Origin of the sequence: Psychrobacter sp. Arc29 (assembly GCF_041431175.1) — a bacterium.
Lineage (GTDB): Bacteria > Pseudomonadota > Gammaproteobacteria > Pseudomonadales > Moraxellaceae > Psychrobacter.
Window position 1 is genome coordinate 23,117 of sequence record NZ_JASMRR010000007.1, and the last position, 11,754, is coordinate 34,870.

Sequence of the window (11,754 nt, forward strand, 5' to 3'; positions counted from 1 at the left end):
GCTTGTAACAAAAAGTGGGGGCAAGATAGGTTGGCTTCAAGTGTAAAGCCCAAAAATTTACAAGATTATTCTGACGGAATTTGATAGAGATGAGGCTTAATAGAGACCATACGTTTTATTTACCCTCTATTGCTGGCTTTACAGCACGTTACCCTCGATTGTCGTATTAGATGTCATAGCAACATTCGCTACAATCGTCACACGTGCCAGTCGATTGTTACTCTTGAAAATGTAACAGAGTATGACCATTATAAGCGTTGTGAACATAATAAGAATGACGATAGATGCTGCTATATCAGCATCTTATTAACTACTAAGAGGTATCTATGAGTTTTTTATCAATGCATAATAAATCACTGCACAACGATTCTAATAATACGAAACGCAGTCCATCTAAGTTTTTATCTGCCTTAGTGACAGGTATCAGTATTTCCACCATTGGAGCCTTGAGTATGACCGCACCCACACTTGCCAGCGCAAAGACTGTTCAGCCATCAACAGCCAACTATAGTTTTACCGTTGAAGACAAATACAAAGGAACCGCGACTCGTACGTTAAACAAGTCCGGTAATACGTGGAAGTACAACGTCAAGGCTCGCGTCGCCGGGGTAGCTAGTGCCTCGCAAAACAGTACTTTTACCATCAATGGTAATAATGTCAGTCCAACCCAAGCCAGCACTACTTATAAGCTATTAGGCTTGGGTCGTACCCACAAACTAGACTTTAACCCAAGTAGCAAAAAGGTGACCAGCAATTATAAAGGCAAGACCACGACGCTGAGTATGCCGAAGCAAGCCTTTGATGACTTGAGTCTTGAAGTACAAATTCGCCAAGATCTGTTAAACGGTAAGTTCACTGGTAATTACTACATGGCGAAAAAAGACAAAATTGAAAAGACCCCATTTAAAAAATCTGGCAGCACCAAAATTACGGTACCAGCAGGCACATTTGATACGGTGCGTGTCGACCGCGTCCATGATGACGACAGTCGCTCTACCAGTTTTTGGTTGGCACCAAGCTTAGACTATCTACCTGTCAAAGTCAGTCAAATCAATGATGGTAAAAAGATGGATTTGGAATTGACCAAGGTCAACTAATAGCAATAGATAAAAGAATCGCTTTATCGCATTAAAAAAGCGGCGTCCTATTTGGTACGCCGCTTTTTTATATCTTAAGATTAATAATTATTATTACAGCCTACTAACGAGAGCGCGGTTTTTTAACAACATTATTCATCGAAGGCAGGCGTTTCAGCAAAATAAATAACCAGACATTAATAGCAAGTAACAGCACAAAGTCGGTCAAGTATACGGCGATCTCAGCCCAGCTACTGCCATAGATACGAGTAAATAACACTACCCCACTCGCGCCCAAATATACGAGCGTAAACATGCTACTTATCAATAATGCATAAGGAGAGCGTCCACGTAGTATCCATGGTGTTAAGATAAAGGCGGGCACTAGCCACAATGCTTGCCAAGCAATACCACCAACGATATCAGGGCTGCTTGGATTAAAGATACTGATAAAAACAGGCAGTCCCATTAATCTATAAACCAGCCAAATCAACCAAGTGACCATCAAGCGCTGCGCAATAGGTGCGATAGGCTTGATAACTTTAGGAGACTTACTGTTAGAGTGGTTTGTGGCCATTAGAGATTTTTACTTCCTAAATGAATAGCATGGGTATCTAGCTATTAGCGATTAATTATCAGTATTTGAGTACAAAAAGTGTTTAAGTATCAAGTTTGAGCTATAACACCGGTTACATGAGAATCGATTAGCGACCCCAGTTCGCTTGTGCTAAAGCAGTAGCGGTGATTGCCAACCGGCGACCCTGTGCGATACCTAGATCACGCTCGTCTGCCGATACTGGCTGATCATGGGCAGCCCCGCTAACATGACTGGCACCATAAGGTGTACCGCCGCGGTGGGTACGATTCAATGCAGGTTCAGCATAAGGCACACCCACAATCATCATACCGTGATGCATCAATGGTAACATCATCGTCAGCAGTGTGGTCTCTTGTCCACCATGCATAGAGCTTGTCGCTGTAAATACGGACGCTGGCTTATTTTGTAAGTTCCCTGCTAGCCAAAGCGTCACAGTATTGTCCCAAAAATACTTCATGGGCGCGGCCATATTGCCAAAGTGCGTCGGGCTACCCAGTGCCAGACCGCTACAGTCTTTTAGATCATCCATCGTACAATACAAGTCACCTTCATCAGGTATCGCAGGCTTGCTCGATGTGGTCTCAGGGGCCACCGTCGGAACAGTACGAATACGTGCGGTCATGCCAGCATCTTCGATCCCTTGAGCGATAGCATATGCCAATGTCTTAGTCGTACCGTAATTAGAATAATAGAGCACCAATACATAAGGGGCGGTCTGACTCATTAGCAAAGCTTCCTTATAAAATCGTTAATGTTATCTGTTATGGCAGACGCTGTAGTCTCATACTGCCGAAATATAATCTATAACTGCATTGTAAAATATGTGCACATTATGCCCGAGTCATTCACTGACATGCAAATAACCGCGGTATATAACATCGCTTATATTATATCGAGTTTCGCTCGATGCTGCTGTACGCTGTGCATTTTGACACAATTAAACCGCAGATGTGAGCAGCGCATGTTTGTTACACTATTGTCACTCTTACTTTTGCTAACTGGTCGACATGGAAAAATTCTCACAAAAACTCCCATTTCTACAACAACGCTGGTTTCAATTCTTGCGATTTTTGGTTCGACATTTTTTTGAAGACAACTGTCAGCAAAAAGCAGCATCGCTCACCTACACGACTATGCTCTCAATTGTGCCTGTGCTAACGGTATTATTGATGATTTTATCTTCGGTGCCAGCACTCGCCTCTGTAAGAGCACAGATATACGAGGTAATTTATAGCAACTTGTTACCCCAATCGAGTCTACAAGTAAGTGAGTATATCAATGACTTCGCCGAAAAATCCTCTAATCTGACCATTATCGGTGCCATCATTTTATTTTTGACGACCATCATGACACTGACAACCATTGAGCGCGCCTTCAACCAAATCTGGCGGGTAGAGAATCGTTCAGGTGGCCTCAAAAGCATGATGCGCTATTGGACGATTGTGACCTTGGGACCATTGGTCTTAGGTACGGCTTTTATTGCCTCAAGTACGGTTCAGAGTTTGAGTTTTTTGAATCGACAAATCGCAGGTTACGGGATCGATTGGGGGTTTTGGGTACAAGCTGTATCGATTGGTATCACTGTCGCAGGTTTTATTGGCATGTATTGGTTCATTCCTAAGGCGCGTGTACCGCTAAAAAATGCAGCGATTGCTGGTGTGTTTGTCGCGATAGTCTTTGAGCTGATGAAGCATCTGTTTGGTACCGTCATGGCCAACTTTACCAGCTACGAGGCGATCTATGGGGCTTTTGCCGCGCTGCCTATATTTCTGCTGTGGATTTTCTTGTCATGGAACCTTATCTTGCTGGGCGTTGAAATCAGCTATACCTTAACTATTTTTGAAACAGAAGAAGTCTATCCTCGCCATCCATTACTTAGCTTGATGGACATGCTGAACTTGGTATATACCCATCATCTAAAAGGTGAGGCCGTCAGCGAACAAGCGCTGCGTAATGTGCTGGGACGAAAAGAGCTACCCAAATGGTATACCTACATCAATTATCTACAAGACAGCAACCTCATCACCATGACAGAAGACGATGACTATGTGCTCAAAAAAGATTTGAGTAAAATGACATTATGGGATTTTTATCGCACCTTGCCTTATCCATTGCCTATTAAGGATGAGCTTGATGAGATGAAGCTAGAAGACCAAAAACCTTGGCTCAGCTTACTGGTAGATCGTTTTGAGCACACAGAAGCCTATGCTAAGCAGCAGCTACATCTGCCATTGAGTGCTATATTCGCCAATAGTGAGCCGCGCAAAAAATCAGCCTCTAATAAAAATAACAATGGTGGCAAGTTGTTTAGAAAAACAACGGCGGCGAGCCATTCATTGACAAGTGATAGCCTAGATAGCAGCGGCGCTTATAGAGACAATGTGGATATAGAGGCATCACCCCACTTCGACCCTATCGCCTATGATAAAGACAGCAACATTGATTGCGACTATCACCATAATGAGGCGATCATCCCTATAGGTTCTGGTGAGCCGTCGGCTAGGACAGAGGCTGGCAGACGCGACTATAAAAGTGCCATTATTACTGAAGCTGATAATCCTAAAGCCGGTTAATGACAGATTAGCCAAAACCCATTACCCTAAAAAATTCATCGTTTGATGCTCTGAGCAAGATTATCAAACGATAGCGATGAGCCACTTTACGACTATTTTTGGATACTTTGAGTATATGGCAGTGTATAAAGATGATGAAACGAGCTTGTGGATCCGTACTATTAGTACAGGTCAGAGCAAGCTCAAACAATTTACTCAGTTGTGGTCACTGCAAACGTTGACTGACTTGCCTGATCGCCTAAGAGCTTTGTGGCAGCAGCTTATCGGGTCTTACTGGTTTATCCCAACGGCTTGTGTAATTGCAGGGATTTTGCTGGCGCCTTTATTGGTGACTGTCGATCAGCACTTTGATCGTGAAACGGTTCGAGAAATTTCTTTTGCGTTTACAGGCGATGATGATGCTGCACGCGCTATCATGACCGCTATTGCTGGTGCGGTGTTGGGCGTGGCTGGCACGACGTTTTCGATTACGATTGCCGTGCTGTCGATGGCATCATCACAATTTGGTCCGAGATTGTTACGTAATTTTTTGACAGATACTCCGAACCAGTTTGTACTTGGTGCCTTTATCGGCACCTTTAGTTATAGCCTGCTTGTCTTAAAATCCATTCACAAGTATGACGTGTCTTATGGTGTGCCACAATTAGCCGTAACCTTTGCCATTATTATGGCTATTATCTGTGCGCTGTTGCTGGTGTATTTTGTACAGCATATGGTACATGCTATTCAAGCGTCTCACGTCATCCAAAATGCCAGCAACGATGCGATTAATAATATTTATTATTGGTACAGCGATCGATGCGACATCCAGCATCAACGTGATGCTGAACATCATGATGTAGAGCAGTTTCATAACTGGCCTGCCATGCCTATCTACTCACCAAGCTCAGGCTATCTACAGCAAATCTACTTTGAGTCATTGATTGCGCTGTCACAAGACTACGGCGGTGTGGTACAGATGCATGTAAATCTTGGTCAATACATTACTGACAAAAATGTCATTGGATATTTTTACCAACGTCCAGCAGATCATCCAAACAATCAACAAAAAACAGCAACACCGAATCTAGCCATGATACCGCGGTCACCTGATGGGATGTTTTGGCAGCGCTTTACCGGCTGCGTGCGGATAGAACAACGCCTAGCACATTCTGATGACATTGCCTATAGCTTGGGGCAAATGACTGAAATCGCAGTACGAGCATTATCTCCTGGTATCAATGACCCAAAAACAGCCGTCAACTGCGTACAGTCCTTGACAAGTTGCTTAAGTATTATGATGCGACGCCAGCCTCCAAGTCCCTATCATTTTTATATACCAAAATCAGATGATAGCTCTGAAGATGAGGTAAAGCAAAAACGATTGGCCATACTAGCCTTGGTCACTCACACCCCAAAAATATCAGATTTTATCAACGTATCACTTGGTGAAATACGCCGCTATGCAGCCGCTGATTTGATGGTGCTAAAAGCATTGTGCGAAGCAATGGTCAATCTAAACTATGCAAGGGTGAATAGCGCACAACAACAAACGCTACTGCATGAGCTACATCTGATCAAGCGAGCTGGAGAAGAAAACTTAAACTATCAAGAACTGATAGACGACCTTGTCGCTATGTGTGAGCAAGCCAAGCAATTTATTCTTGATGAGGACGCACAGCATCAACATTTTAATTATGTCAGTGTGTTTGCTGTCAATATCCGTGAAGCACTACAGTCACAGTCGAGTTAGTGACATGACAATTAGATCGCATAGCGTATTGGTAAGCACGGTCCTTATCATTTCAATATTTATAGCTCAAAATCTTTACGTAACTCTCATAAGTCATGGGCTTAGGGTTAATTTTATATTCATACGAGATCTGCTTTATGGCATCTGCAACCAGCCTCACCATACTTGAAATCAGCGCCATATTTTTATCGATTACTGCCTCACTGACCTATGTCAATCATCGCTTTATTGGGTTACCAACCACGATTGGCGTGATGGTTATTTCCATATTATTGTCTATCGGTGCGATATTTTTAGGATTTTTAGGGTTTGATCAGCTGATTGATTATGAAGTCAGTCTATTAGAGCAGCTTGATTTTACTGAGGTGCTATTAGATGGCATGCTCTCGATGTTGCTATTTGCAGGGGCGCTGCATGTCAATATTGGTGATCTGAGGCGTTATAAATTGCCTATCGGTATCCTAGCCGGACTTGGTACTATCGTATCAGCCATGCTCATTGCCACCGCGATTTACTTTATGCTGCCCCTATTCGGTTTTGGTCTACCGTTTCTTTGGTGCCTACTGTTTGGCGCTTTGATTTCCCCTACTGATCCCATTGCCGTCATGGGGATTCTTGCATCAGCAGGCGCGCCCAAAAGTATTGAAACCGTCATCGCTGGTGAGTCGTTATTTAATGACGGTATCGGTGTCGTGATTTTTGTTCTACTACTGGGGATTTTATCTAGTGGCGATATTCCAACCATTAACTATGTGGCGCATACATTGGCGGTCGAAGCTGGCGGCGGTGTCATCTTTGGATTGGTACTTGGGGCGATTTTGTACTATTTGCTAAAGAGCATCGACAGTTATCAAGAAGAAGTGCTCTTGACGTTAGCAGGCGTCATCGGCGGCTATGCGCTTGCTAGTCATTGGCATTTGTCAGGGCCACTCGCTATGGTCATGATGGGATTGATGGTTGGTAACCGCGGGCGTGCGCTTGCGATGAGTGATCAGACGCGTCATTACATTGATCTGTTTTGGGAACTGATTGATGAAATCTTAAATGCTATTTTATTCGTCCTCATCGGTCTAGAAGTAGTGATGATTGCTTATTCAGCAAACTTATTTATTGCAGGTGGTCTAACCATTGTTATTGCTCTAGTAGCTCGTTTTATTGTTGTTGGGATGACGACTAAAACGTTTCATCGCCAGCTTGATTTGCCCACTGGTGCATGGAAAGTACTAACGTGGGGTGGATTGCGCGGCGGTATCTCAGTCGCGTTAGTATTACAGCTACCCATCGGTACCGAGCGCGATATTTTATTGGCACTCACTTATGCGGTAGTGATATTTTCTATCTTGGTACAAGGTCTCAGTGTTGGCAGAGTCGCCAAGAGCATTCGTAAGGATAAGGAAATAGCAGAGGCATAAGCCAAAAATACAGCATGTATAAAAAAGCCAGCCTGAGACATGATGTCTTAGGCTGGCTTTTTTGAGCATTTTCAATGGTTATATCAAACCCTTTCTTTTCATATTGCGATAAACCACGATAATAATAATAATATTAAAGATTAATATTCCGAGTTTAAACCAATCAAATGGACTGGTTATCAGATAATAAACCTCTATAGGAATAAAGACGCCATAGCCCAGCACACCAAACCAATACGCCCATGTCTTGTCGCGCCATAACCCATAGGCCTCTAGGAAGCGCAAACTGGCATAAGCAAATATCAACAATAAAAACACTGGCCAGTTTTTGCTGGCCTGTTGGGCAATACTTACCGCACTGTCTATTTGCGGCGCAAGCAGGTGGCCAAAGGTGTGGCGCCAAGAGCCAGTCGCGGTCGTCAGCCAATGCTCAAGATCGGTATGCCACGACCACAATGCACCTGCGCCTAATAATGCCCCCACACCTTTGACGACTTCATAAATAGCTACCGCTTTGATAGACTCACTGGCCGTACTGCGTGGTTTTTCTAGATGGTCAATCATTTCACCCCCTTTATCCTTCGAGGATAGCGGCAGACTATCATCCTGTCGGGGCAAATTAGCCAAAGAACGTCTCCACAACACGTCCTTGCAGCTGCTGATTAAAAAATGGCGTATTTTTACCATTCGATAGCATAGATTGCGCAGTCACTTGCCATTCCAAATTGGGGTCAACCAATACCGCGCCGCCGATCGCTTCATACTGCTCATGAATACCCGCAATCTTTGCAGGATTGAGACAGATTTTATCAACCAACTCTGGGAGTGTTAACACCTCATCATTGACCAGCTGACATGCCAGCGCCATAAAAGTATCAAAGTTTGAGATACCTGGCGTACTCTCAGCAAACGGGGCTTTTTTCGCTGTACTGTTCAATGGTTCATGATGACTACAAATGGCATCGATAGTGCCATCTTTTAAGCCACGGCGGATGGCTTGCTGGTCAGTATTACTACGCAGTGGTGGTAATACGTAAGCCTGAGCATTAAAGCCTTCAAGATTGTCATCAGTTAGATAAAGCTGATGCATCGCAACGTCGCAAGTCACCGGCAAGCCTTTATCTTTTGCCCAGCGCATGAGCTCAATGGAAGACTTACAGGATAGCTGACTAAAATGAGCGGCTATCCCCGTCTCTTCAACCATCAACAGCTGCGTAGACAATGCAACAGTCTCAGCAATCCAAGGAATCCCTTGCAAACCATGATAAGAGGCGATATAGCCCTCATGCGCCACGCCATCTCCAGACAGACTTGGCTCATCAGGATAAAAGAACACTTTCATACCAAAAGTCGCCGCGTATTCTAATGTACGTAGCAGCACTAAGTCATTGCGAAAAGGTCTACGCGCATTAGAGACTGCGATACAGCCGCCCTTCTTAAGCCCTGCAATATTAGAGGGTCGTTCGCCCTCTAACCCTGTGGTCAATGCACCTAAAATATGCAAGTAAATACCGCCATCACTCAAGGCACGCTCACGCAAGCCCTTTAGAAGTGAGCCATTTTCTAAAATAGGATTGGTATCAGGTGGCGTGACTACATGCAAGAACCCATTACCACGAGCTGCCCTACCCTCTGACTCTAGCGTACCGTGTTGCTGTTGGCCTGGCTCACGCAAGCGCGCGCATAGATCCACTAATGGTGGTAGCAACCACATCTCACGGTCAGGATTGAGTGTAGACAGTTTTTCTGTTGCAGCTTGCGGCAATGCATCTTTAAATGCTTTTGGTAAATGGTCAAAGATGGGTGCATCCGTATTAAGCATGGTAGACATAACGTTATTACCGTATCAATAAAATGAAATAAATAAGAATAAGTCGCGCGGCAAGCTATTACTTGCCAGCCGCTTGATGAGCACGTTGACCTTCCATCGCAAGCGACAAGACCGCCATACGAATGGCAATACCGTTATTTACCTGCTTTAAGATAACGGATTGCGCGCCATCAGCCACGCTAGAGGCAATCTCAACACCGCGGTTCATCGGCCCTGGGTGCATAACTAGCGCATCAGGCTTGGCAAGCGCTACTCGCTCTGGTGTGATCCCATAATGTTTATAGTATTCGCTTGATGATGCCAATAGCGGCGAACCGATACGCTCATTTTGTATTCTTAATCCCATGATGACATCACAGTCCGTGACGCACTCATCCATATTTTCATATACTTTTACGCCAAAGCGCTCGATACCTTTTGGCAGTAGAGTACGCGGCGCACAAACACGGATATCTGTCACACCTAGCGTTTGCAGTGCACTGATATCAGAGCGTGCCACGCGTGAGTGCTTAATATCACCAACGATTGCGATAGACAGCTCTTCAAATGGGCGCGGCGCCTCACGGTGAATGGTCAACATATCGAGCATTCCTTGAGTAGGATGCGCATGCCAGCCGTCGCCGCCGTTAATGATAGCAATATCAGGGGTCACTTCTGTCGCCATAAAATGCGCGGCACCTGATGCTGAATGTCGAACCACAAAAATATCTGCGGTCATCGCTTGTAGATTCCACAAGGTATCACGCAGACTCTCGCCTTTTTTGGTACTAGAACGTTCGATATCGATATTGAGTACATTAGCACCCAAGCGTTTTTCTGCTACTTCAAAAGTCGTTCTTGTACGGGTCGATGGTTCAAAGAACAAATTCATTACCGTATAGCCATCTAATTCAGGACGGTTGATGAGTTGTCCATTTTCGTCAAAGAAAGTCTCTGCTTTTGCGATAATAGCTTTGAGCTGTGCTTTATTAAGACCTTCAACACCCAAGAAATGCCTAATACTGCCATCGGTGTTGAGCTGCGGACGACTCAGTGAGGTATTGAGCCTTTGATGAATTGTATTGGGATCAAATTTTGCATAATCAGTCGGTGAGACTGGTTGTGTAGCGCTACTATCGAGAGAATTTGACATAATGGCGAGTCTTTATTGTGGGTTTATATGAGTCTGTCGTAATCGCTTATTCATCTTTGTTCAATCATTTAACACTGATAGGCATAGAGACAAGGACATTTTGACGCTTATTTGCTACAATTTACCGTAATCAAATTCGACCAAAAACCGCCTCAGCAGACAATCAGAAAGCGTAAATAGACATGCTATATTCTCATAGAGAATAATTCTGACAAATCTATAAATGAATAACAATAGATATAGTGTAGCCGATTTTGTGGTCGGGACAAAGATACCGTATGAGCTATTTAAGAATTTACCCATTTAAGGTGTGCCGAATGCCGCCTATGGCCTTACTCTGAGACCATCCATTTTTTACTTTCCATACCCTTTATTAGGAAGCTTTATGACGACCTTAGCAGATTATCTAAACCAACATGCCACTAGCCCTGCACTCAACGACGTGATTACCACGGTTACTAATGTTGGTAAAACCATCTCACAATTACTTAGAAAAGGTGCTCTGGCAGATATTTTAGGCGAAGCTGGTAATCAAAACGTCCAAGGCGAAGATCAGAAAAAATTGGATGTGTTGGCGAACGATTTATTACTAGATGCCTTAGCAAAAAATATCCATTGCGCTGGTGTCGCTTCAGAAGAGCTCGATGACGCGACTCCTGCTAATGACGATGGCAGTCTATTGGTTTTGTTTGACCCACTAGATGGCTCATCAAATATTGATATCAATATGGCAGTAGGTACGATTTTTTCTGTTCTGCCGTACGAGCGTCAAGGTCAGACCAGTGAAAACAGCGACTATCTACAAGCAGGTAACAAGCAGTTAGCAGCAGGGTATTTGTTATATGGCACCTCTACGGTACTGGCGTTGACCATCGCAGACAAAGTCGTGATGTTTAGCCTAGACCCTGAGACTGAAGACTATGTGCTAATAGAAGACAACGTACAAATCGCTGCCGATACGAGCGAGTATGCAATCAATAGCTCAAATTATCGCTACTGGCGCGCACCGATACAACAGTATATCGATGAGTTAATCGCTGGCGAGACAGGCGTACGTGGACGCGATTTCAATACGCGCTGGGTCGCTGCTATGGTTGGTGACGTCCATCGTATCTTATGCCGAGGTGGTCTGTTCACTTATCCGTTTGATACTAAATACGCTCATAAAGCAGGTAAACTACGCTTGATGTATGAAGCCAACCCAATGAGCTTATTGATTGAACGCGCGGGTGGCGGCGCAACAGACGCTGTCAATCGTATCTTAGATATCGAACCCACTGACATTCATCAGCGGGTACCTGTGGTGCTCGGTAGCAAAAACGAAGTCAATTATGTTAAAGATTTGCACGTCAATTATTCTGAAAAATAATTGATTTGCACGCCTGTTAAGAACAGCCAGC

The 11,754-nt window shown here is 44.2% G+C and carries 10 protein-coding genes; 5 read left to right on the forward strand and 5 right to left on the reverse strand.

All coding sequences use genetic code 11. The features are described from left to right. The first annotated feature begins 341 nt into the window (after positions 1-341). The gene (locus QO189_RS10205; protein ID WP_371532756.1) at positions 342-1,097 is read left to right on the forward strand and encodes a DUF3108 domain-containing protein; all 756 of its coding nucleotides are present in this window, start codon (positions 342-344) and stop codon (positions 1,095-1,097) included. A gap of 103 nt (positions 1,098-1,200) precedes the next feature. On the opposite strand, the gene QO189_RS10210 is transcribed toward QO189_RS10205, so the two are convergent. After that, on the reverse strand, positions 1,201-1,653 hold the full coding sequence (locus QO189_RS10210; protein WP_371532658.1) for a hypothetical protein: 453 nt from the start codon (positions 1,651-1,653) through the stop codon (positions 1,201-1,203). Between the two features lie 127 nt (positions 1,654-1,780). After that, positions 1,781-2,398, reverse strand: a complete 618-nt coding sequence (gene wrbA, locus QO189_RS10215; protein WP_371532659.1) for an NAD(P)H:quinone oxidoreductase — start codon at positions 2,396-2,398, stop codon at positions 1,781-1,783. Between the two features lie 283 nt (positions 2,399-2,681). Between wrbA and QO189_RS10220 the strand changes: the two genes are divergently transcribed. From QO189_RS10220 to QO189_RS10230, 3 genes are all read left to right on the forward strand, one after another. Next, complete coding sequence (locus QO189_RS10220; protein ID WP_371532660.1) at positions 2,682-4,247, forward strand: YihY family inner membrane protein; 1,566 nt, start codon at positions 2,682-2,684, stop codon at positions 4,245-4,247. Positions 4,248-4,323: 76 nt separating this feature from the next. Next, positions 4,324-5,979, forward strand: a complete 1,656-nt coding sequence (locus tag QO189_RS10225; protein WP_371532661.1) for a DUF2254 domain-containing protein — start codon at positions 4,324-4,326, stop codon at positions 5,977-5,979. A gap of 137 nt (positions 5,980-6,116) precedes the next feature. Further along, positions 6,117-7,391 (forward strand): cation:proton antiporter, encoded by a 1,275-nt coding sequence (locus QO189_RS10230; protein ID WP_371532662.1) that lies wholly within the window; start codon positions 6,117-6,119, stop codon positions 7,389-7,391. A gap of 78 nt (positions 7,392-7,469) precedes the next feature. Here the strand turns inward: QO189_RS10230 and QO189_RS10235 are convergent, their stop codons facing one another. The 3 genes from QO189_RS10235 to QO189_RS10245 form a co-directional block, all read right to left on the reverse strand. Then, entirely contained in the window at positions 7,470-7,955 is a 486-nt protein-coding gene (locus tag QO189_RS10235) for a DUF2127 domain-containing protein (protein ID WP_371532663.1), read from the reverse strand. Between the two features lie 55 nt (positions 7,956-8,010). After that, positions 8,011-9,105, reverse strand: a complete 1,095-nt coding sequence (locus tag QO189_RS10240; RefSeq protein ID WP_371532757.1) for a dihydroorotase — start codon at positions 9,103-9,105, stop codon at positions 8,011-8,013. Positions 9,106-9,280: 175 nt separating this feature from the next. Then, on the reverse strand, positions 9,281-10,354 hold the full coding sequence (locus QO189_RS10245; protein ID WP_071003207.1) for an aspartate carbamoyltransferase catalytic subunit: 1,074 nt from the start codon (positions 10,352-10,354) through the stop codon (positions 9,281-9,283). Positions 10,355-10,739: 385 nt separating this feature from the next. Here QO189_RS10245 and QO189_RS10250 point away from each other — a divergent pair, with 385 nt between their 5' ends. After that, positions 10,740-11,723: a class 1 fructose-bisphosphatase gene (locus QO189_RS10250; protein ID WP_371532664.1), complete on the forward strand. Its 984-nt coding sequence runs from the start codon at positions 10,740-10,742 to the stop codon at positions 11,721-11,723. Positions 11,724-11,754 lie beyond the last annotated feature (31 nt).

Bases quoted from the DNA above. Each gene is read 5' to 3' on its own strand.
- QO189_RS10205 (WP_371532756.1), top strand. From the start codon at position 342: ATGCATAATAAATCACTGCACAACGATTCTAATAATACGAAACGCAGT.
- QO189_RS10210 (WP_371532658.1), bottom strand. From the start codon at position 1,653: ATGGCCACAAACCACTCTAACAGTAAGTCTCCTAAAGTTATCAAGCCT.
- wrbA (WP_371532659.1), bottom strand. From the start codon at position 2,398: ATGAGTCAGACCGCCCCTTATGTATTGGTGCTCTATTATTCTAATTAC.
- QO189_RS10220 (WP_371532660.1), top strand. From the start codon at position 2,682: ATGGAAAAATTCTCACAAAAACTCCCATTTCTACAACAACGCTGGTTT.
- QO189_RS10225 (WP_371532661.1), top strand. From the start codon at position 4,324: ATGAGCCACTTTACGACTATTTTTGGATACTTTGAGTATATGGCAGTG.
- QO189_RS10230 (WP_371532662.1), top strand. From the start codon at position 6,117: ATGGCATCTGCAACCAGCCTCACCATACTTGAAATCAGCGCCATATTT.
- QO189_RS10235 (WP_371532663.1), bottom strand. From the start codon at position 7,955: ATGATTGACCATCTAGAAAAACCACGCAGTACGGCCAGTGAGTCTATC.
- QO189_RS10240 (WP_371532757.1), bottom strand. From the start codon at position 9,105: ATGTGGTTGCTACCACCATTAGTGGATCTATGCGCGCGCTTGCGTGAG.
- QO189_RS10245 (WP_071003207.1), bottom strand. From the start codon at position 10,354: ATGTCAAATTCTCTCGATAGTAGCGCTACACAACCAGTCTCACCGACT.
- QO189_RS10250 (WP_371532664.1), top strand. From the start codon at position 10,740: ATGACGACCTTAGCAGATTATCTAAACCAACATGCCACTAGCCCTGCA.